Genomic DNA, 20607 nt, shown 5'->3' with positions numbered 1-20607 from the left:
CCTAATTCCGCACCCCGAGCGCGCACCTCGCGGCGTTGCCGTCGCTCGCTGGACGAAGAGGTAGAGCGTCGCTCCGGCGCCTTGCGATGCACGCACTCGGAGCACGGACTTAGGCACCGTACTTCCAACGCGGGACACTAGATCCCCGGTATCTCCCGGGCCTGGAAGGCGGCCCGGACCGCGTTGGCCTCGGCGGAGCCGTACATCTGCTGCGCGGTGTCGATCGTCGCGAGCGCCGCGTCGTGGAAGGACGTGTCGGGCGCGAAGCGGAACTGCGCGTTGATGATGATGCGGTTCGCGGTCCGGTCGCCCAGCGCGGTGCGGATGTCCCAGAGCGCCCGTGACCAGATCTCGCCGTCGGCGTGCACCTCGCCGACCTTGTCAGCGTAGGTCTTGTCGCCGTCGACCGTGCGCAGGCAGTGGACAGGACCGGCCGTGTAGCTCACCGAGTCCCAGTCCGCGACGCAGGCCGGCGAGGTGTGGATCGGCCAGCCGTAGCGGGCATCGGCGGCCAGCCCCACGCTGACGGCCAGGTAGTCGCCGAATGCCTCACCGATCGATCCGGCCTCCTCCGAGGTCCCGAAGCCCGGCACCTGCGATGCGTGCACCGAGTGGCCGTACTCGTGCACGATCACCTCGGCGTCCTCGGCGTCGTCCACCCCACCCTTGCCGTAGCGGATCTCCGCGTGCTGGTCGGTGAAGAAGGAGTTGTCGGCGCCCCACTGGCCGACGCGGACCGCCTGCTGGTCGGCGTGCACGCTGCGCAGGTCCGAGCCGAAGCCCAGCGACTGGATGTACTCCTGGGCCTCGTTGACCCAGAAGTAGGCCATCACCTGCTCGAACTGGTCGGCGTGGCGCGTGTAGACGAACCCGCTGGACACGTCGGCTGGCTTGCCGGTCGACGAGCGGACGACGACGTACTTGCCGGACAGCTTCCCCGAGCCGTCCAGGTTCCGCAGCGGCACCGACGCATAGGCCGACGCCGGCACCGCCGAGTCGGCGTCCTTGGCGTCGACCAGGGTCTCGTCACCCGAGGACTGCACCGGGTTGACCATGAAGACCTGGCCGACGGGTACGTCGGGCGGCGCGGCCGTCGCGGCGGGTTGCACCGCCACCACGCCCACCCCACCCAGGACGGCTGCCGTTCCTGCACCAACCAGACGTATCCACATGCCGGCTCCCCAAGTAGTTGTGTGCGCAGCATCCTCCTGCCTCGGCCCGCCGATGCCCACCCCGGCGGGTGAGCCTCAGTCGGGACGCAGCGCGCGGATCGCCAGGTCCAGCTCGCGGCGGCGGGACCGGTCCACGACCGCCTCGACCACCTCGATGCCGCCGTTGGGGCTGGCCAGCGCGTGGTCGAGCTCGGCCGCGGAGTCGATCCGCCAGTGCGGGGTGCGGGTGGCCTGGCAGAGCGCGGCGAGGCCGACGTGGTGCGGGGTGCCGAAGAGCCGCTCGTAGGCGTGTGCGTACTGCTCGGCGCCCTGCTCGAGGGTGGCGAAGATCGAGCCACCGTCGTCGTTGGCGACCACGATCGTGAGGTCGGGACGCGGCTCGTCCGGGCCGAGGACCAGGCCGTTGGCGTCGTGGAGGAAGGTCACGTCGCCCATCAGCGCGAGGTTGCGCACCTGGGTCTCGCGCCCGAGGGCGGCCCCGACCGCCGTGGAGATCGTGCCGTCGATCCCCGACAGGCCGCGGTTGGCGATCACCTTGCGGCGGCTGCCGATCTCGTAGGACGGCGCCATCAGGTCGAGGTCGCGGATCGGGTTCGAGGCGCCCACCACCAGCAGGCCCTGCCGTGGCAGTGCCCGGGCCACGGCATCGGCCACGTGGTACGCCGTGAACCCTGCCTCGTCGACCAGCCGGTCGAGCTGGCGGGACACCGACGCGTCGGCCGCCTGCCAGGCGGCCAGCCATGTCGGGTCGTCGACCTCATCGAGGTCATCGACGTCGACGTCGAGGTCGACCGGAGTCACGGCATAGGGGCGCGTCCACGACGGGGCGGCGTCGAACACCGCGACGTCGGGGCGCGACAGCAGCCGCTGCACCGGCCGGGACAGCGTCGGGTGACCGAAGAGGACCACCCGCTCGACCTGGTCGGCCAGCTCGGTCGAGAGCAGCAGCCGGTAGGTCCGCAGGGCCGGCCCGGTCCGCGCGCCACTGGTCGGCTCGGCGAGCAGCGGCCAGCCCGCGGAGCGGGCGAGGGCACGCGCCTCCGGGCCGGCGTCGTCGCCGGCCACCACGACGGTGCGGGGACCCAGCGGCAGCATGAACGACGACGCCGGCCCCGACCTGAACCGGTGGCTGGTCTTCCGGCGGAGCTCTCCGGGCTGCCAGCGATCGGGAGGCACGAGCGGGTCGTCGAGCTGCACGTTGAGGTGGAGCAGACCGCGCCCGATCGGCTCCACGGGTCCGTCGACATCGAGATCCGTGGTCGCGACCAGCCGTCCGAAGACCCCGACCTGGTCAGTGGTCTGGTTCGCGTCGGTGCCGCGCAGCCGAGCCGGGCGGTCCGCGGTGACGACCACCAGCGGGACGTGTGCGTGGTGGGCCTCCAACACCGCCGGGTGGAGGTTGGCGACCGCGGTTCCCGATGTGCAGACAACCGCCGCGCGCGAGCCGGTCTTCGTCAGCCCCAACGCGAGGAACCCGGCGGTGCGCTCGTCGATCCGCGTGTGCAGCCGGAACCACCCGGCCTCTGCGGCGTCGTACGCCGCGAAGGCGAGCGGGGCGTTCCGCGAGCCCGGTGCCAGCACGACCTCGCGCACGCCGGCCGCGACCAGCGCGGTGATGACCGAGCGGGCGGTGTCCGTGGCGCTCACAGCCCGCGCACCTCGGCCAGCCTGACCTCCCAGCGCGCGACCCGGTCCGCGGTCGCTGTGAGCAGGTCGAGGGCATGCGGGTCCACGAGCGGCGCCCCGACAGGAAGCACCCCGTCCACGGGCCGGAGGGGCCGGGCCACGACGTCGGCGGTCAGCAGCTTCACGGTGGCCAGTCCGCACGCATACGGCAGCTCCGGCAGCGCGGCCGCCAGCGCCAGCCCGGCCGCGATCCCGACCGAGGTCTCCAGGGCGGACGACACCACGACCGGCAGCCCGATGTCCTCGGCGATCCGCAGGCAGGCGCGCACGCCGCCCAGCGGCTGCACCTTGAGCACCGCGACGTCCGCCGCCTCCAGGTCGCGGACCCGGTAGGGGTCGGCGGCCCGCCGGATCGACTCGTCGGCGGCGATCGGGACGTCGACCGATCGGCGGACCGCGGCGAGCTCCTCGACCGTCGCGCAGGGCTGCTCGACGTACTCCAGCCCCGCGGCGGCGGTGTCCAGCGCCTTGATCGCCGGCACCGCGTCGTCGACCGACCAGGCGCCGTTGGCGTCCACGCGCACCCGACCGGACGGACCCAGCGCGTCGCGGACGGCCTCGAGCCGGGCGCGGTCGTCTGCCGCCGACTGGCCGGGCTCGGCCACCTTCACCTTGGCGGTCGTGCACCCGCCGCCGTCGCGCACGATCCGGTGCGCCTCCTCGGGTCCCACCGCGGGGACAGTCACGTTGACCGGGATCTCGGTCCGCAGCGGTTCGGGCCAGTCACCGGCCGCGGCCTCCTCGGCGCAGCGGAGCCAGGGCTGGGCCACCGCCGGGTCGTACTCGAGGAACGGGCTCCACTCACCCCAGCCGGCCTCGCCCCTGATGAGCATCCCCTCGCGCACCGTGATGCCGCGGAACCGGGTCCGCAGCGGGATCGCGAACACCCGGGTCTCGGTCACGGACCCAACCTAGTTCCGCGGCGGGTGCGAGCCCCTGGGCCTGCCATCTGAGTCATGATCCGTGCATGAGGCTGCTCCGCGACCCGGTGCGTCGCGGCAGCCTCTGGGTGGTCATCCGGCACTACCCGGCCTACGCCGTCGCGCTGGCACTGGGCACAGCGGCGCTCGCGGTGTCGGTGCTCTCGGGGCGCACGTTCCTCGATGCCGCGGACATCGCGCTCGCGCACGACCAGCTCGACGCGGTGCCGGCGACGGCCCCCGCCGACGAGCAGGGTCGGGTGCGCGCCTCGGTCGCGGACGGGTCGCCGCCGCGCGTCGAGGACGCCGTCGCCCGGGCGATGGACGGGCTGGCCGGGGGCGGTCCGGTCCAGGAGGTCCGGCAGCCGGTCGCCTACCTCGACCCGCGGACCAAGCCCGCGCCGTACGTCGTCAACCCGGCGACCGGCGAGCGGACCCCCGGCGTGGTCTTCGACGCGACGGGGGCGCTCGGCTCGCTGGTCCCCGCTACTGGCTCACCGGAGCCCGGCGCCAGCGGGCTGTGGCTCCCCGACACCGTCGCCACCCCGCTGCACCTCGCGGCCGGTGACCAGGTCGGCCTCCAGCTGGCCGGCCCCGGCGCGAACCCGGCACCGGCCACGGCCACCGTGGCCGGCGTCTACCTCACCGACGCGGACGGCGTCCCGAGGGACCGCACCGGGCTCTGGCACCTGCTGGTCGACGAGCTGCCCGTCTGGCCCGGCCACCTGGTGCCGACCACCCCGCAGCTGCCGCTCGTGGTCGCGGACACCGGGACCTACCGGACCATCGTGGCGGGCATCCGCGAGCTGTCGCTGGTGACCTGGGACGTGGCTCCTGATGCGGACCCGGCCCGGATCCAGGACCTCAACCGGCTCTACGAGTCCGGCGCCGCGCTGCGCGACGAGCTCAAGGACCACAGCTCCGAGCTGAACAGGAAGGTCAGGCACCGCGGCAGCAACCCGGTCACCGTCTCGACGGGGCTCTCGTCCATGGTCGTGCAGGCTCGCGGCGGCCTGCGGGCCACCGACCAGGGCGTGAGCGCGGTCCGGGTCCTCGCCGTCGGGCTGTCCTGGCTGGTCGTGGCGCTGGCCGCCGTCGCCCTGCTCATCCGCCGGGGCGGCGAGCGCCAGGTCCTCGTCGAGCAGGGCCGCTCGTCGCTGGAGCTGACCACGCTCAGCGTGGCCGGCGCGGTGGTCCCGGTGGTGGCGGGGCTGCTGGCCGGGTGGTGGGCCAGCCCGCTCTTCGTCGCCGCGATCGTCGGCCCGGACGGTGTGGCCCCGCAGACCGGGGACGCGGTGCTGATCGGTGCGGTGGTGCTCGCGACGGTCGCGGTCGCCTCCGCCACCGACGCGTTCGCGCGCCACCGCCGGGCGTCGGGTAGGGCCGTCCTCGCGGCCCGCCGGATCCCGTGGCGCAGTGCCGTGCTGGCCCTGGCCGCCGTCGGGGCCGTCAGCGCCTACCGCGGGGGCCGGGAGTTCGACGCCGTGACGGCCGCCTTCCCGCTCGCCGCGGTCGGTGCCGTAGCCATCGTGGTGTCGGCGGCCGCCACCGTCCTGCTGGCCCGGCTGGCCAGGCGGTGGCTCCCGCACCGGCTCGGCCCCCGAATGGTGGTGGCCCGGCTGGCCCGCGACCCGGCCTCGGCCACCGCTTTCCTCGCCGCCACGGTCGCCTTCGGTGCGGCCGGCTACGGACTTCTCTTCCACGCCTCCGCGGACGACGCAACCACCGACAAGGTGGCGACCCAGGTCGGCGCCAACAGCGTGTTCGCGGTCGACGACCCGACCGCAGCGAAGACCGTGGCCGCCGGCCTCGGCGACTCGACCGTGGTGCTGCACACCGTGCCGCGGATCGGCACCTTCACCGGCGACCGCCTGTCGGTGGTGGATGCCTCCACCTTCGCCTCCGCCGCGCTGTGGTCGCCACGCTTCGCCGGCCGGGACCTGTCCGACCTGACCCGCGAGCTCCACGCGGCACCCGGCGCGGAGGCGGTCCCCGTCGTGCTCGCGGGCAGCGACGCCCACGTCCCGCCCTCCGGGACCCTGTCCCGCGGCACCGACTGGTCGGTGCCCTACCGCGTCGTCGACCGGATCTCCGGCTTCGCCGGCTCCGGTCGCTGGCAGACCGTCCTCGTGGTCGACCAGCAGGCGCTGCTCGCGCTGGCCCCGCCCGGGGCGGTCGACAGCCTTGAGGCGGAGCTGTGGAGCGCCCGCGACGCCGACACCGTGACCCGTGCCGCGAAGGATGCCGGGCTCACCGTGAAGCTCGAGTCGACCGCCGACGGGATGCGGGCCAGCCACGCGACCCTCGTGGCACGGTCGTGGGTGACCGGCTACCTGCAGGCGTTCACGGCGCTGGCGCTGCTGCTCGGCCTGCTCGTGCTAGCCGGCCTGCAGCGGCGCGACCGCGAGCAGCGCCGGCTCCAGGACCGGACGCTGGCCGACCTCGGCCACCCCCGCCGGCTGGTCTCACGGGCCGCCGCGGCGGCGCTCTCGGTCGTCGCGCTGCTGGGTGCGGTCGCGGGCGGGGTCGCGGCGTACGCCGTCACCGCGTCGCTGGCCACCCGGCTCGACCCCGAGCCGAGCCTCCAGCCGGCGCTGGTCGTCACCGGCACCGGACAGCTGGTGGTGGCCGGGGTGTGCTTCGCGGCCGTGGCCCTGGTGCTCACCCTCGTCGGTGGCGCCGCCGAGAGATGGCTGGGCCGGACCCGATCCGTCAACGAGCTGCTGCACGATGAGTGAGCGCGACGTGACAGGACAGGGCATGACGGGACACACGGACGCCGTCGTCACCGCCAGCCAGCTGGTGCGGGTCTATCGCGGCCTCACCGAAGAGGTGCAGGCGGTCCGGGGGGTCGACCTGGTCCTCGAGCCGGGCAGCCTCACCGCCGTCCTGGGGCCCTCCGGCAGTGGGAAGAGCACGCTGATCCGGCTGCTGGCCGGGCTCGACCGGCCCTCGGCCGGCACCATCACGCACGGCTCGACGGTGGTGAGCGACCTGAGCGCGACCCGGCTGCGCCGGTGGCGGCACCGCAACGTCGCCTTCGTGCACCAGCGGCCGCGCAGCAACCTGGTCGAGCACCTCACCGCCGCCGACCACATCGGCATGGCCGGTGCCGGCGACGCGGACGAGGTGCTCGGCTCCCTGGGGTTGACCGAGCAGGCCCGGCACCGGGTCGACCAGCTGTCCGGCGGCGAGCAGCAGCGGCTGGCGCTCCTGATGGCCATGGCGTCGGGCCGCTCGCTGCTGGTGGCCGACGAGCCGACCGCGCACCTCGACGACGAGCGTGCCGGGCAGGTCCTCGACCGGCTGCGCCGAAGTGCCGAGTCCGACGGGGCGACCGTCGTCTACACCACCCACGACCCGCGGATCACCCAGGAGGCCGACCGGCTGCTCCACCTCGACCACGGCGTGCTGACCACCGAGCACGACGTCCGGGCCGCCACCCGGCTGGGCGTCATCGACGCCAGCGGCCGGCTGCAGCTGCCGCCGGAGGCACGGCTGCTCTTCCCGACCAGCCGGGTCGCGATCGAGGTCGAGGACGGCCGGGTCGTGCTCCACCCGCCACCCGACGACCAGGACGCCGGCGATGAGTGAGATCCTCCTGACGGCCCGCGAGGTGACCAGGTCCTACGACGTGCGCGGCCGCGCCGTGCTCGCGCTCCGGCCGACCTCCCTGACGCTGGCTGCGGGCGACGTCCTCGCCGTCACCGGTCCGTCCGGCACCGGGAAGAGCACGCTGGTCTCGATCCTGGCGGGCTGGGACCGGCCCAGCTCGGGCACCGTCGAGCGGCCGGCGCGCACCGTCTTCGTCCCTCAGCGGCTGGCCCTCATCGACACGCTGACCGTCCTCGACAACATCGCGGTCGCGGCCCTCGACCGCGCCGACGAGGTGCCCGCCCTGGCCGCCGCCCTGGCCGTGGACCATCTCCTCGACCGGTTCCCGAACGAGACGTCGCTCGGCGAGCGCCAGCGGATCGGAGTGGCCCGGGCCCTGCACGCCCGGGCCGCGGTGACCCTGTTGGACGAGCCGACGGCCCACCAGGACGCCGAGCACACCTCGCTCGTCCTCGACGCCGTGGCTGCTCCCCCACCGGGCTCCGCGGTGGTGGTCGCCACCCACGACCCGGTCGTGGTCGAGGTCGCGACCGCCGTGGTTCACCTCGAGGCGGCGACCGTCGCGAGCTGAACCCGGTCCACCTTGCCGTTGGCCAGCATCGGCAGCGACTCGAGCACGACCACCTGCCGCGGCGCCCACGACCGCGGGTGCTGCTCCGCGACCCACTCGCGGGCCTCGGCCAGGGTCAGGTCGCCGACCACGAAGGCCACCAGCCGCATCCCCCACTCCACGTCTGCGACCCCGAGCACCTCGGCCGCCCGGACCTCGGGGTGTTCCTGCAGCCTCCGGGCCACGGCCGGGGCCGGCACGTTCACCCCGCCGGTGACCACCATGTCGTCGAGCCGGCCGAGGACCTGCAGCCGGCCGTCCTCGCCGATCCGCGCGGCGTCCGCGGTGCGGAACCAGCCGTCGACCAGGACCTCGCCGGTGAGCCGCTCGTCGCCGTCGTACCGGTCGAACAGCATCGGCCCCGAGATCCGCAGCCGGCCGTCCGCCTCGGTGGCCAGGCCGACGTCGTCGAGGGCCACGCCGTCGTATACGCAGCCACCGGCGGTCTCGGCGGAGCCGTACGTCGTCACCACGGTGACCCCGGCAGCGCGGGCCCGGGTGAGCAGGGCCGGGTCGATCGGGCCCCCGCCGAGCAGCACGGTGCGCAGCGACCGCAGCGCCGCCACGTCCTCGGCGTCGTCCAGCATGCGGTGCAGCTGGGTCGGCACCAGGCTGAGGTAGGTGGGCCGGCCGGCCTCGACCGCCGCGGCCAGCGAGGGATGCTCCTCGAGCAGCACCGGCGGCTCCCCGGCCGCCACCGACCGGCAGACCACCTGTGCCCCCGCGACATAGGCGGCGGGCAGAGCGAGCAGCCAGCGCCCCTCGCGGCCCAGCCGCCGGGCGGTTGCAGTCACCGACGACAGCACCGCCCGCCGGGACAGGACCACGCGCTTGGGCTTGCCGGTCGAGCCCGACGTCTCGACCACCAGGGGCTCGTCGTCGGAGCCGGGCAGCCATTGCGAGAGCGCGGCGACGACCTCGGCCGTCGATCCGCGCAGGTCCACGCGAGGCACGATAGGGCGAACCCTGGGGGCCGCCGCATCGGCGCGGCCTGCTTGAATCCTCGGTCGTGGCCACTGCTGGTGAGTGGGTCGCCGGCGCGCGACCACGGACGCTGCCCGCCGCGGTCTCACCGGTCGTCGCCGGCACCGGCGTCGCGGCGTACGTCGACCACGCGGTCTGGTGGAAGGCGCTCCTCGCCCTCGTGGTGAGCCTGGCCCTCCAGGTCGGGGTCAACTACGCCAACGACTACTCCGACGGCGTGCGCGGCACCGACGCCGAGCGGGTCGGGCCGATGCGGCTGGTCGGCTCCGGCGCCGCCACGCCGGCGGCGGTCAAGCGCGCGGCCTTCCTGGCCTTCGGCGTGGCCGCGGTCGCCGGGCTGGTGCTCGCGGCCACCACGGCCTGGTGGCTGGTGGCGGTCGGCCTGGCGTGCGTGCTGGCCGCGTGGTTCTACACCGGCGGCTCCCGCCCCTACGGCTACCTCGGCCTGGGCGAGGTGATGGTCTTCGTCTTCTTCGGCCTCGTCGCCGTGGTCGGCACGACCTACGTCCAGACCGGGTCCTTCGCGCTGCCGGCGCTCTACGCCGCGGTCGGCATCGGCGCGATCGCGTGCGCCCTGCTCGTGGTCAACAACCTGCGCGACATCCCGACCGACACCGTCGCCGGCAAGCGCACGCTCGCGGTCGTGCTGGGCGCCGACCGGACCCGGGCCCTCTACCTGCTCCTGGTGCTCGCGGCCGCGGTCGCCTGCGTCGCCGTCGCGGCCTCCACCAGCTGGTGGGCGCTGCTCGGGCTCGGCTTCCTGGTGCCGGCGCTGCGCGGCGTCCGGACCGTCATGTCCGGCGCGGTCGGGCCCGCGCTCGTCCCGGTGCTCCAGTCGACCGGCCTCGCCGAGCTGGTCTGGGCGGTGCTGGTCGCCGTGCCGCTCCTCGCCGTCGGCTAGCCGCGCGTCCGGGCCGGGTTGGGCCGGCCGACGTACTCTCGTCGCATGCTCGCGTTCTTGATCATCGTGGCGATCGTGGTCGTCGGAGTCGTCGTGTGGCGCCGCCGGGTGCCGCTGCTGGCCAAGCTGCTCGGCCAGTCCGAGTCCCGCGTCGACCGCCAGCTGAACCGCAAGCGCTGAGACTAGGGCTGGTCCTCCTTGGCCTTCAGCTCGTCGAAGGCCTTCGCGGCGCGGGCCGCGCGCACCTCGACGCGGTCGGCCAGTGCCTGCCGCGGCCGGTTGAGCAGGTAGTAGGAGGCGACGCCGCTGACCACGAAGGCGATGATGATCGCCACGAAGATGTTCGCGTGGTCGGCCACCAGCAGCCAGACGCCGATCACGATCCCGAAGGTGGCGAGGAGCAGCAACAGCCGCAGCCCGGTGTAGACGACGAACTCCTTCACGGCTACAGACTACGGACCGGCGCTCATCACCTTGTCACCACCGGAGTCCGAGGTCTGCCTCCGGATTGGGAGTCAGGCCCTACGCTGGTGGTGTGCTGAAGGTCCTGCTCGTCGTGGTGTTGTTCGCCGTGGCGACCTACTGCCTGATCCGGGTGATCGAGCGCCGCGGTGTGGCGCGCCCGGTCCGGCGCCCCGCGCCACGGCCGCAGTCCCGGCCGTTGGCACCCGACGACGACGACGAGTTCCTGCGGGACCTCGACCAGCGGCGTCGTCACCCGGAGGACCCCGACGCCGGTTGACCCGTCCCTGGGCCGCGGACTGTTACCCGTGCGTGGCAACAGCGAGGGTCATGCGTGCCCTGACGTCGCCTAGCCTTGGCCTCGAGCCGGTCCGCGGGGGGTGGCCGGCTCGAGTGGGGATGCGGCCCATGTGGCCGTGAGCAGCGGCCCGCCGGACGTCATCAGGGATACGGCCAGCGGGCTCTGCTGCTCCTCCTGGCCGGGTGCGCCGGCTCAGGAGCGCGCGAACGGGCCCTTGCCCGGCACCCGGACCCAGTCCCGCGCCTTGCCCGGCTCGACCAGGGTCCCGCCGGCGTACTGGCAGCGCACGCGGTAGCGACCCGGGTCGACCTTGAGGAACCGCGCGATCGCCTTGCCCTTCTTGACGGTGACCGTGCGCTGCCGCGACCCGACCTTGATGACCACGGTGCCGTCCGGCGCGGCGATCCCGGGAGCGGTCACCTCGAAGTGCACGATCACCTTGCCGCCGTGCTTGCGCTGGGTGCGGACCTGGCACACCGGTATCGAGCGGACCTGCTTGGTCAGGGTGATGGTCTGGCTGACCGGCTCGACACCGGGCACGCTGCCGCTCACCACGACGCCGAGCACCTGGGCGACGTCCTCGGCGGTCGTGACGTAGGACGCGAGGACGGCGCCGTCGATCGCTACGCCGTTGCGCAGCCACTGGTAGGAGACGGTGGCCGAACGCGGCTTGAACTTCCCGTCGAGCGCGGTGAGCGTGTGCCCGAGGATCGGCCGCCCCTTCACCCTGAACGGCGTCTTGAGCTTGAGGGTCGCGGCCGAGATCACCCGGGCCGTCGCGGCGCGGATGGTGCCGAGCTGGGCGTAGAGGTTGCGGCCGGGGCAGGCGGTGTCGTTGGTGTCGCGGTGCCCGTCGATCACCGGCAGCGTGACGACCTTGCCGGCCGGGAACTTGTCGCTCCCCTCGGACTTGACGTCGGTCCAGCCCATGGGGTCGCGTCCGTAGGCCGCGAGCTTGTAGGCGACGATCTGGGGCAGCGCGTCGAGGGTGGCCTGGGTGGGCTGGACCGTGTCGAGGTTGCCGATCACGCAGATGCCGGTCGACGAGGCGTTGAAGCCGAGGGTGTGCGCGCCGCGGACCGGCTTGTCGATGCCGCCGTACCGGCCTTCCCAGATCGACCCGAAGGAGTCGACGAGGAAGTTGTAGGCGATGTCGGACCAGCCGAGGCTGTGCGTGTGGTACTTGTAGAAGCTCCTGATCAGGGCGGGCACCTCGGCCTGTGAGTAGCCGTTGCCAGACGCGCTGTGGTGGATGTGCGCCTGCAGGATCGTGTTGTTGTAGCGCGGCGGACCGTCGCGCCAGCTCTCGTTGGCGCCCCACTGGGCGCGCGTGTAGACCAGGGGAACCGGCACGTTGACCGGGGCCGCGCGCAGCCCCGAGCGCGACGTCGTCCCGGCGACCAGGCGCGCGTCGCCGGCCAGCTGTGCGGCATGGATCAGCGTGATGCTCAGCTCGGGTGGGAGCGAGCCCGACACCTGGACCTGGACGCCGTCCGACTCCTCGACGAACAACGGCGAGGTGCCGGCCTTGCCGATGCCCTCACCCGAGGCCGGGTCGGGAAGGTCGCGCAGCAGCGGCGCCGGCCGCCACAGCGACCAGCCACCCTTGGACCGGAACCGCACCAGGATCTTCGGCGGGCGTACGCCGTCTCGCCACGTGAACCCGGCCATGGTCACCAGCGCGGTGTTGAGGACCGGCGTCTGCCAGTGGTTGGCGCCGACCCGCGCCAGGCCGAGCTCCTTCAGCGGCTTCTCGAGGATGCCGACACCGGAGGTTGCGTCGGTCTGCAGCAGGAGCCGCCCCTCACCGCTGCCGTCCTCGGAGTTGAGCGCGCGCAGGATCCCCGCGCCGGTCCCCGTCACGACCCCGGCACCGAGGACGGTCATGGTGGCGGCACGCAGCACTTGTCGTCGCCGGGGGCGTGGCGCGCCCGAGTCGTCGTCAGAAGTCACTTCAGTCTCACCCGCCACTCATGAGAACACATCACCGCAAGCTATGCAGGCTGCACGCGCCGCGCACGACCTTCGGCAAAGCGGTCACGCGGAGCCGCATCGCGACGTACCTTGCTTGACATGGCTGCCGACCCCCAGCCCCAGGACGCCCAGTCCGACGACCTTTTCGGCCGCTGGCTCGCCCACCACGAGCAGCAGGGCACGGACGGTGACGAGACCGGGTCGGCCCAGGGCACCACGGACCACAACCCGCCCCCGCGCGCCTCGCGCCGCATGCCCGCGGCGGCGGTCGCCTCGTCAGCGGTCCAGAACGACCCGCTGATCGGAAACCGGCTCCAGGCGCCCTCGACCTTCGGCGTGCGCCGGCCGTCCCCCAACGCCCAACCGCGTTCGGGCTCGGGCTCGAACGAGCTCAACCCCGAGCCGCCCTCGGGCTGGGAGCCGATCGTGGTGCGCTCGGTGCGCAAGAAGTCCGAGCCCCGGGTCAACCCGCTGGATCAGCCGAGTCGGTTCCAGCGGCTCAAGGCCCGCTTCGTCGACCCGAAGGAGCCCACCGGGAAGACGGAGGTGGCCCCGGCACCCGCGCAGCCCGGTCGCCCGGTCACCACCCAGGCGCCCCCGCTGCCCACTCGGTCGCCGGCGCCGTCCCCGTTCGCGGCACGCTCGATCGAGGAGACCATCCGCGCCGCCGTGCCGGAGCACCAGACGGCGCGCCACGCCGACACACCCGGCACCGACACACCCGGCACCGAGACACCCGCCGCAATGGAGGCCGTCGAGCCGGTGGTCGTCCCCCGTGACCTCGAGCCGGAGGAGGTGGCGCCGGCACCGACCCCGGTGCGCGCCTTCATCGATGTGCCGCGACCCAAGCACGCCTCGGAGCCGGAGCCCGAGCAGATCCTCGCCGAGCCGGTCGTCCCCGAGTCAGGGGTGGCCGAGCCGGTGGTGGCTGAGCCGGTGGTGGCTGAGCCGGTGGTGGCCGAGCCGGTGGTGGCCGAGCCGGTGGTGGCCGAGCCGGTGGTGGCCGAGCCGGTGGTGGCCGAGTCGGTGGTGGCCGAGGCCGAGCCGGAGCAGACCGTCGCGCCCCAGCCCGAGCCGGAGCGGTACGTCGCACCCGAGCCCGCGCCGCAGCAGCACCTCGCGCCCCAGCCCGAGCAGGAGCTCGAGCCGGTGGTGGCCGAGTCCGTGGTGGCCGAAGCGGAGCCGGAGCAGACCGTCGCTCCCATCACCGTCGTCGAGCCCGAGCCCGAGCCGGTTGCCGTTGTCGAGCCGGAGCCGGAGCCGGAGCCCATCGCAGTCGTCGTGGAGCCCGAGCCCGTCGCCGTCGTCGAGCCCGAGCCGGAGCCGGAGGTGATCGCGGCCCTCGAGAGCGACGACGCGCCGCCGGCGAACCAGGAGTCCCGCCTCGGGTCCCTGCTGCGCCGCCAGCCCAGGCCGGCCAAGGAGGCCGAGCCGGAGCCGGAGGCCGTCGCAGCCGCGGTCGAGCCCGAGCCCGAGCCCGTCGCTGTCGTCGAACCCGAGCCCGAGCCCGAGCCGGAGCCGGAGGCGGTCGCGACCCCTGAGAGCGACGACGAGCCACCGGGCGACCCCGAGTCCCGCCTCGCGTTCCTGCTGCACCGCCAGCCCAAGCCGGCCAAGCCCGCCAAGCAGGCCAAGCAGGCCAGGCCGAGCAAGCAAGCGAAGCCGGCCAGGTCCAAGAAGCCCAAGGCGCCTAAGACACTCAAGCCGCCCAAGCCGGGCGGGCCCGGCACCGGCGACGCGGCCCGCGACCTGGTCGCCGCCAAGGCCGCGGCGCGTGCGGCCGCACCGGCGGCCCCGCCGCTCGCTGCCGACACCGAGCCGGTGGCGGCCGCGGTGGCGGTTGCCGCACCACCGGAGCCCGAGGCCGCGCCGGCGCCGGAGAAGGCGCCGGAGAAGGCGCCCAAGAAGGTCTCGAAGCACGACCAGGTGGCGGCCGAGATGCCCGGCCTTTACACCTTCAAGCAGAAGAAGAACTCACGCCGGCTCCTCACGATCGCTCTGCTGGTCGGCCTGGTGGTGTCGGCGTACTTCGCGAAGGCTGCCTACGACACCCAGGACACCGCGTCGATGGGACTCGCCGCGATCGTGGTCCTGGCGACCGCCATGCTGTGGGCGATCCGGGCGGGGGCCGCGCCGACGAAGCTCCAGGTCCACCAGGGCCAGCTCGAGGTGGTCCGGCAGGGCGAGCGGTTCGTCTTCGACCTCGCGAGCCCCTACACCCAGGTCGAGGTGCGGGGCCGTCCGGGCCGGCACGGGTGGAAGGTCCTGTTCCCGCGTCGCGGCATGACGCCGTTCGCGGTGGACTCGACGATGGTCGACGCCGACGACTTCATGCGGGTGCTGAGGTTCTTCCGGCCCGAGCTCGTCAACCACTGAGAGCCGGTTCGCCCGCCGTCTCGATCCAATAGCGGCGCTTGCCGTTGCGCGTGTCCTCGTAGATCCCGCCGTTGCGCTCGATGGTGCGCGCGGAGGCCACGTTGGGCTCGTCGCAGGTGAGCAGCACCCGGCCCAGGCCCAGCTCGAAGGCCCGTCGCAGGGCGAGCGACAGCGCCCGGCGGGCGTGTCCCTGCCCGCGGCGGGAGGGTCGCACCGAGTAGCCGATGTGCCCTCCCTCCTCGAGCAGCCACGGGGTGAGCGCGTGGCGCAGCGCCAGGAAGCCGACCACCTCCTCCTCGGCGCCCGAGCCGTCGGTGATCCAGTAGTAGTCGCTGTGCACACGGTCCTCGGGGAGGGTGGTCGCCGGGTCGGCGTACGGCAGCAGCATCGCCACGAACGCGGCGCAGCCCTCCTCGGTGAGCTCGACGGCCCCGCCGTCGCCGTGCCAGACACCGGAGCCGTGCATGGTCTCCGAGCCGAAGTCGCGGACCGTCGCGGCCCAGCTGGGGAACAGGCGGACATCGGGGCGGGCCAGCGCGGTCATGCCCCATTGCACCAGGGGCACGGTGCGTGAGACCAACGGTTTGGAAGTGGAACGTGTTCTACTCTGACGCGGTGAGCTCCGGCTACCAGATCGACGAGACGAGCCTCGCGGACCTCGAGGCCGAACGCCGCCTCTACGGCCCGTTCACCCAGGCGATCCGCGACCTCGTCGACGTGGGCATCCGCACCACGGCGCCGGCGCACGAGGTGGAGCGTGCCCGAGCCGAGATCGAGGAGATCACCGCCCGGCTCCGCCGGGCCGGGCTGTCCGGGCCGTACGGTGTGCGGTTCCGCACCGACGGTGCCAGCCGCGCCTGGGGCAACGCGGTGGTCGGGCTGCGCAACGCGGTGGCTCCACCGCTGGTGATCACCAAGGACGAGCGAGGCGTCCGCTCGGAGTTCCACCTCGGCGCGGCCTACGAAGGGCCTCCGGGGAGCGTGCACGGCGGTGTGCTCTCGCTCGTCCTCGACCAGATGCTGGGCCAGGCGGCCGGCGCCGGCGGCAGACCGGGGATGACGGCGACGCTGACCCTGACCTACCGGAAGCGGACCCCGCTGGGCGACCTGAGCTCACGGGCGTGGATCGATCGGGCGGAGGACCACAAGACCTGGGCTCGCGGCGAGATCTGCGGTCCTGAGGGGGTGACCGTCGAGGCGGAGGGGCTGTTCATCCTGCCGAGGTGGGCACGGGGCCGCGTTGATTCCGGACTTCCGCCGGTCGAGTCGTTCGAGTAGACCGGCAGAAGTCCCGACTCGACCGGCGGAAGTCCGGAATCAACTCAGGCGTCGGCCTCCACCTTGACCCCGCGCTCGCCGGCATCGGTGAGTCGCGCCTCCTCGACCGCGATGGCCTCGAGCTCGGCCCGGCGGGCCTCCTGGCGCCGCTGGATCTCGGCGGTCTGCTCGGGAGTGGGGCCGGACACCAGGTCGGCGGCGCCGTGGTCGAGCCGGTTCATCGCCAACCGGCCGAAGATCTGCTGCTCGGTCGCGGTCCGCTCCTGCCGGCCGCGGCCCACGAATGACACCGCCCAGTGCAAGACCGCGGAGACGCGGTTCTTGAAGCCGGTCAGGTAGAGGATGTGCACGCCCAGCCAGAGGAACCACGCCAGCACCCCGGTCAGCCGCAGCGGGCCGATCAGGGCCACCGCGCGGAAGCGGCTGATGGTGGCCAGCGAGCCCTTGTCGAAGTACTTGAACGGCTTCTGCGGCGGCTTGCCCTCCAGCCTGCGGTCGATCGCCTTGGCGGCGTACTTCGCCCCCTGGATGGCGACCTGCGCGACGCCCGGCAGGTGGTCGAGGTCGATCATGTCGCCGATCACGAACACCTCGGGATGGCCCGGCAGCGTGAGGTCGGGGTTCACGCCGATCCGCCCGGCGCGGTCGAGCGGAGCGCCGGTCTGCTCCGACAGTGTCTTGGTCAGCGCGTTGGCCTGGACGCCGGCCGCCCAGATCTTGGTGGTGGACTCGATCCGCTCGACGGTGCCGTCCTTGAGCTTGAGCTCCAGGCCACCCTCGTCGACGTCGGTGACCATGGCGCCGAGCCGGACCTCGACGCCGAGCTTCTCCAGCGCGCGCTTGGTCTTCACCCCCAGCTCGGCCCCGAACGGCGGCAGCACCTGGCCTGCGGCGTCGACGAGGATGACCCGGGCCTCGCGTGAGTTGATGGCGTGGAAGTCGCGATGGAGGGTCCGGCGGGACAGCTCGGCGATCTGGCCGGCCATCTCGACCCCGGTCGGGCCGGCCCCGACGACGACGAAGGTGAGCAGCGCGTCGACGTCCTCGCCGCGCATCGCCGCCAGCTCGGCGAGCTCGAAGGCGCCGAAGATCCGGCCGCGCAGCTCGAGGGCGTCATCGATGCTCTTCATGCCGGGCGCGTACTCTGCGAACCCGTCGTTGCCGAAGTAGGACTGGCTCGAGCCCGCGGCCACGATCAGGGAGTCGTAGGGCGTCACGGTCTCGCGACCCAGCACGTGCGAGGTGACGGTCTGGGCCTCGAGGTCGATGTCGGTGACCTCCCCGAGCAGGACCTTGGCGTTCTTCTGCCGGGCCAGCACCTCGCGGGTCGGGGGCGCGATCTCGCCCTCGGAGAGGATGCCGGTCGCGACCTGGTAGAGCAGCGGCTGGAACAGGTGGTGGGTGGTCTTGGCGATCATCGTGACGTCGACGTCGGACCGCTTCAGCGCCTTGGTGCCGAACAGTCCGCCGAAGCCGGAGCCGATCACCACCACCTGGTGTCGGCGGCCTCCACCATGCGCCTTCTCGACCGTCGCGGCCGACGCACTGGCCGACTCAGGGGTCGACGTCTCCGTCATCGCCATCACTCCTTTGGCCCGTGGGGGCCATTGTGTCGCGGGAGCGGGACCGCTCCCCACAGGGGTAACCACGGGGCGAATTCGGCGCATCCGGCTTTCGGTGTGGTGCGGGACACCACGGATATCGTTGCGATACGCTGTCTCCGCAACGGGAATCGCGGCGGATCCGTGCCTGCTCGGAGGTTTGGGTCGCCTCGGACCGGGTAGACGCCTAAGAGACTGGGTTGAACGGTCAACTGGTTCACCCTCTCGATGGCCGACACCCACCGACACCAGCTGGAGAGACCTCGTGCCGCTCAACCGGCCTCCCCTCGCTCTGGGCCAGGGCCCGCGAGGCGTGCAGGACGCGCGTCGATGGGTGGGCGACCTCTGCGCCGAGATCGGCCGACCCGAGCTCGCGGAGTGCGCGCAGCTGGGGGTCTCCGAGCTGGTCACCAACGCGCTCCTGCACGGCGAGCCGCCGATCACGGTGCGGGTGCGTGGCACCAAGGAGCACCCGCGGGTGGAGGTCCGCGACTCGTCGGTGGAGCCGCCGATCCTCCCGACCCAGCCACTCGACCGGCCGCAGACCGACGACCTGCTGCTGACCTTCGGCCGGGGGCTGAGCATCGTCGCTCGCTGCTCGAGCGCCTGGGGCGCGGAGATCGAGGAGGACGGCAAGGTGGTGTGGTTCGCGCCGGTCGCCGAGTTCGCCGACGGCCCGGGCGTGCCCGGGGCGGTCACCGGCACCGACCGGCAGCGCCTCGAGGCGGCGCCGACCAAGGACCGCGTGCGGATCACGATTCTCGGCGTCCCGCTCTCGCTCTACCTCGGCTTCCAGCAACACTTCCGTGAGCTGCGCCGCGAGGTGCGGCTGCTGGCGCTCGCGCACCAGGACACCTACCCGCTGGCCAAGGCACTCTCCGACCTGTTCGGCTCGCTCGACCGGCAGCTGCGCGACGGCATCGGCGTCGAGCAGATCGAGGACGCGCTGACCCAGGGGATGGAGACGACCGACCTCGTGGTGCACATGCCGCGGGCCGGCGCGAGCACGCTGATGCGGTTCGTGGAGCTGCTCGACCTCGCCGACGCGTTCTGCCGCGAGGAGCGGCTGCTCTCGCTGGCGCGCAACCCCGAGCAGCGACGGTTCCAGAACTGGTTCCTGACCGAGTTCGTCCGGCAGGCCCGCGGTGAGGCGCCGCTCTCGTGGCTCGAGGCCCGCTCCAACGGCCGGGCCAACGTCGTCGGCTAGACCAGGGTGCCGGCCCCGAAGCCGGCCACGACCGCGCCCAGCCCGGCGGCGAGGGTGAGAGCGATGTTGGCGCCGGCGTAGAGCCGGGCGCCGTCCTCGTAGAGGCGCAGCGTCTCGTAGCTGAACGTGCTGTAGGTCGTCAGTGCTCCGCAGAAGCCGGTCCCGATCACGGCCATCAGCTGGGGAGAGACGTCGTGCTGGGTCGCGATCCCGGCTGTGAAGCCGAGGACGAAGGAGCCGACCACGTTGACCACGAGCGTCCCCCAGGGCAGCACCGCGTCGAGCCTGGCCTGCACGAACCGGTCGGTGAGGTAGCGGGCCGGGGCCCCGAACGCCGCCCCCAGGCAGACCCAGATGAAGCCGCCGCCACTCACGAGTGCTCGTGGGGTCGGAAGCGGTGGACGACCACGTCGACGTCGTCCAGGACGGCGAGGCCCTCGCCGAGCACCTCCTCGACCTGGGGCAGGAACGCCTCGATGCGCTCCGCGGTGTCGACGATGATCACCGCCACCGGCAGGTCCTCGGAGAGCGAGAGGAGCCGGGAGGTGTGCACCCGCGACGAGCTCGCCCCGAACCCCTCGATCCCGCGGACCACGCTCGCGCCGGCCAGGCCCGCCCGGTGGGCGCGATGGACGATCTCGGTGTAGAGCGGCTTGTGGTTCCAGGTGTCGTCCTCGCCGAGGTAGATCGTCAGTCGGCGGACACGTCCCTCGAGCTTCATGATGCTGCCTTTCGACGGGCGAGGACCTCACGGCCCCGGTGCAGGGCGCGGGCGAGCACGACACCCGCGACGACGCCGACCATCGCCAGCGCCGGAGTCAGGAACAGGTAGACCAGCGAGAGGTCGCGCTGGTCGTGGGTCCACAGCGCACGGGTCTGCTCGGCGTAGGTCGAGAACGTGGTGTAGCCGCCGAGGACACCGACTCCCAGGAACGGGCGCAGCAACGGGTGGGCGCGGCCCACCTCGACGACCTGGACCATCAGCATCCCGATGAGCAGGCAGCCCGAGACGTTGGTGACCAGGATCGCCCAGGGCCACTGCGAAGGTGTGGCGGGCCAGAGCAGCTCGAGCGCGTGCCGCCCCGAGGCCCCGAGCACGCCGCCGAGCGCGATCACCGGCAGCACCCACCGCTGGGAGCTCCACTCACTTGTCACGGCGCACTCCCACCTCAGCCGTAGCCCAGCTCGTGCAGCCGCCGGTCGTCGATGCCGAAGTGGTGGGCGATCTCGTGCACGACCGTGATGCGCACCTCCTCGACCAGCTGCTCCTCACTGTCGCAGAAGTCGAGCAGCGGCCCACGGAAGATGAAGATCCGGTCGGGGAGCTGCGGGGCCAGCGTGCCGTCGCGCTCGGTCAGCGCGACGCCGTCGTAGAGACCGAGCAGGTCGTCCGGCTCGCCCTCGGGCGGCTCGTCCTCGACGAGGACCACCACGTTGCGCACGAGCCGGGCCAGCTCGTCAGGGATCCCGTCGAGCGCCTGGTCGACCAGGGCGTCGAACCGGTCCGGGTCCATGTCGAT

General features: G+C 73.1%; 21 protein-coding genes. 9 read left to right on the top strand and 12 right to left on the bottom strand.

Going from position 1 to position 20607, the window contains the following annotated elements; genetic code table 11:
* Positions 1–137: 137 nt before the first annotated feature.
* From VFV89_RS09810 to VFV89_RS09800, 3 genes are all read right to left on the bottom strand, one after another.
* Positions 138–1115, bottom strand: a complete 978-nt coding sequence (locus VFV89_RS09810) for a M4 family metallopeptidase (RefSeq protein WP_329705749.1) — start codon at positions 1113–1115, stop codon at positions 138–140.
* A gap of 132 nt (positions 1116–1247) precedes the next feature.
* Positions 1248–2819: a 2-succinyl-5-enolpyruvyl-6-hydroxy-3-cyclohexene-1-carboxylic-acid synthase gene (menD, locus tag VFV89_RS09805; RefSeq protein ID WP_329705748.1), complete on the bottom strand. Its 1572-nt coding sequence runs from the start codon at positions 2817–2819 to the stop codon at positions 1248–1250.
* On the bottom strand, positions 2816–3760 hold the full coding sequence (locus VFV89_RS09800; RefSeq protein WP_329705747.1) for an o-succinylbenzoate synthase: 945 nt from the start codon (positions 3758–3760) through the stop codon (positions 2816–2818). Before VFV89_RS09800 ends, menD begins: the two co-directional genes overlap by 4 nt.
* 65 nt (positions 3761–3825) lie before the next feature.
* Between VFV89_RS09800 and VFV89_RS09795 the strand changes: the two genes are divergently transcribed.
* From VFV89_RS09795 to VFV89_RS09785, 3 genes are read left to right on the top strand one after another with little or no spacing between them, the layout of a single operon-like run.
* Positions 3826–6516 (top strand): hypothetical protein, encoded by a 2691-nt coding sequence (locus tag VFV89_RS09795; protein ID WP_329705746.1) that lies wholly within the window; start codon positions 3826–3828, stop codon positions 6514–6516.
* A gap of 22 nt (positions 6517–6538) precedes the next feature.
* On the top strand, positions 6539–7372 hold the full coding sequence (locus VFV89_RS09790) for an ABC transporter ATP-binding protein (protein WP_329705745.1): 834 nt from the start codon (positions 6539–6541) through the stop codon (positions 7370–7372).
* Positions 7365–7964, top strand: a complete 600-nt coding sequence (locus VFV89_RS09785; protein WP_329705744.1) for an ATP-binding cassette domain-containing protein — start codon at positions 7365–7367, stop codon at positions 7962–7964. The genes VFV89_RS09790 and VFV89_RS09785 overlap by 8 nt, the downstream gene beginning before the upstream one ends.
* Here VFV89_RS09785 and VFV89_RS09780 read toward each other — a convergent pair.
* Entirely contained in the window at positions 7934–8947 is a 1014-nt protein-coding gene (locus VFV89_RS09780; RefSeq protein WP_329705743.1) for an AMP-binding protein, read from the bottom strand. The genes VFV89_RS09785 and VFV89_RS09780 overlap by 31 nt on opposite strands.
* A 65-nt stretch (positions 8948–9012) precedes the next feature.
* Here VFV89_RS09780 and VFV89_RS09775 point away from each other — a divergent pair, with 65 nt between their 5' ends.
* Both VFV89_RS09775 and VFV89_RS09770 read left to right on the top strand, forming a co-directional pair.
* Positions 9013–9888 carry a 1,4-dihydroxy-2-naphthoate polyprenyltransferase gene (locus tag VFV89_RS09775; RefSeq protein ID WP_329705742.1) on the top strand — a complete coding sequence of 292 codons (876 nt, stop codon included), beginning with the start codon at positions 9013–9015 and terminating at the stop codon, positions 9886–9888.
* Between the two features lie 45 nt (positions 9889–9933).
* Positions 9934–10068 (top strand): hypothetical protein, encoded by a 135-nt coding sequence (locus VFV89_RS09770; RefSeq protein ID WP_329705741.1) that lies wholly within the window; start codon positions 9934–9936, stop codon positions 10066–10068.
* Positions 10069–10070: 2 nt separating this feature from the next.
* Here VFV89_RS09770 and VFV89_RS09765 read toward each other — a convergent pair whose 3' ends face one another.
* Positions 10071–10331, bottom strand: coding sequence for a DUF4229 domain-containing protein (locus VFV89_RS09765; protein WP_329705740.1), 261 nt, complete (start codon positions 10329–10331; stop codon positions 10071–10073).
* A 92-nt stretch (positions 10332–10423) separates the two neighbouring features.
* Between VFV89_RS09765 and VFV89_RS09760 the strand changes: the two genes are divergently transcribed.
* Complete coding sequence (locus VFV89_RS09760; protein ID WP_329705739.1) at positions 10424–10630, top strand: hypothetical protein; 207 nt, start codon at positions 10424–10426, stop codon at positions 10628–10630.
* Positions 10631–10843: 213 nt separating this feature from the next.
* On the opposite strand, the gene VFV89_RS09755 is transcribed toward VFV89_RS09760, so the two are convergent.
* The gene (locus tag VFV89_RS09755; RefSeq protein WP_329705738.1) at positions 10844–12538 is read right to left on the bottom strand and encodes an N-acetylmuramoyl-L-alanine amidase; all 1695 of its coding nucleotides are present in this window, start codon (positions 12536–12538) and stop codon (positions 10844–10846) included.
* A 186-nt stretch (positions 12539–12724) separates the two neighbouring features.
* On the opposite strand from VFV89_RS09755, the gene VFV89_RS09750 reads away from it, so the two are divergent.
* Positions 12725–15001, top strand: a complete 2277-nt coding sequence (locus VFV89_RS09750; protein ID WP_329705737.1) for a hypothetical protein — start codon at positions 12725–12727, stop codon at positions 14999–15001.
* Here VFV89_RS09750 and VFV89_RS09745 read toward each other — a convergent pair.
* Positions 14991–15557 carry a GNAT family N-acetyltransferase gene (locus tag VFV89_RS09745; RefSeq protein WP_329705736.1) on the bottom strand — a complete coding sequence of 189 codons (567 nt, stop codon included), beginning with the start codon at positions 15555–15557 and terminating at the stop codon, positions 14991–14993. The two genes, VFV89_RS09750 and VFV89_RS09745, sit on opposite strands and share 11 nt — an antisense overlap.
* A 59-nt stretch (positions 15558–15616) precedes the next feature.
* On the opposite strand from VFV89_RS09745, the gene VFV89_RS09740 reads away from it, so the two are divergent.
* Positions 15617–16279 carry a PaaI family thioesterase gene (locus VFV89_RS09740; protein ID WP_329705735.1) on the top strand — a complete coding sequence of 221 codons (663 nt, stop codon included), beginning with the start codon at positions 15617–15619 and terminating at the stop codon, positions 16277–16279.
* Positions 16280–16323: 44 nt separating this feature from the next.
* Here the strand turns inward: VFV89_RS09740 and VFV89_RS09735 are convergent, their stop codons facing one another.
* On the bottom strand, positions 16324–17856 hold the full coding sequence (locus VFV89_RS09735; protein WP_329705734.1) for an NAD(P)/FAD-dependent oxidoreductase: 1533 nt from the start codon (positions 17854–17856) through the stop codon (positions 16324–16326).
* Between the two features lie 289 nt (positions 17857–18145).
* On the opposite strand from VFV89_RS09735, the gene VFV89_RS09730 reads away from it, so the two are divergent.
* Positions 18146–19087: an ATP-binding protein gene (locus VFV89_RS09730; protein ID WP_329705733.1), complete on the top strand. Its 942-nt coding sequence runs from the start codon at positions 18146–18148 to the stop codon at positions 19085–19087.
* On the opposite strand, the gene crcB is transcribed toward VFV89_RS09730, so the two are convergent.
* From crcB to VFV89_RS09710, 4 genes are all read right to left on the bottom strand, one after another.
* Positions 19084–19461 (bottom strand): fluoride efflux transporter CrcB, encoded by a 378-nt coding sequence (gene crcB, locus VFV89_RS09725; protein WP_329705732.1) that lies wholly within the window; start codon positions 19459–19461, stop codon positions 19084–19086. The two genes, VFV89_RS09730 and crcB, sit on opposite strands and share 4 nt — an antisense overlap.
* On the bottom strand, positions 19458–19808 hold the full coding sequence (locus VFV89_RS09720; protein WP_329705731.1) for a DUF190 domain-containing protein: 351 nt from the start codon (positions 19806–19808) through the stop codon (positions 19458–19460). The genes crcB and VFV89_RS09720 overlap by 4 nt, the downstream gene beginning before the upstream one ends.
* Complete coding sequence (locus tag VFV89_RS09715; protein ID WP_329705730.1) at positions 19805–20242, bottom strand: CrcB family protein; 438 nt, start codon at positions 20240–20242, stop codon at positions 19805–19807. Before VFV89_RS09715 ends, VFV89_RS09720 begins: the two co-directional genes overlap by 4 nt.
* A gap of 14 nt (positions 20243–20256) precedes the next feature.
* Positions 20257–20607, bottom strand: a 351-nt coding sequence (locus VFV89_RS09710; RefSeq protein ID WP_329705729.1) for a metallopeptidase family protein, incomplete at its 5' end; no start/stop codon positions are given.

Origin of the sequence: Nocardioides sp. (assembly GCF_036274455.1) — a bacterium.
In the GTDB taxonomy this organism is placed as follows: Bacteria; Actinomycetota; Actinomycetes; order Propionibacteriales; family Nocardioidaceae; genus Nocardioides.
Note: the sequence above shows the minus strand (reverse complement) of the source record. Positions and strands in the feature narration are given on the sequence as shown.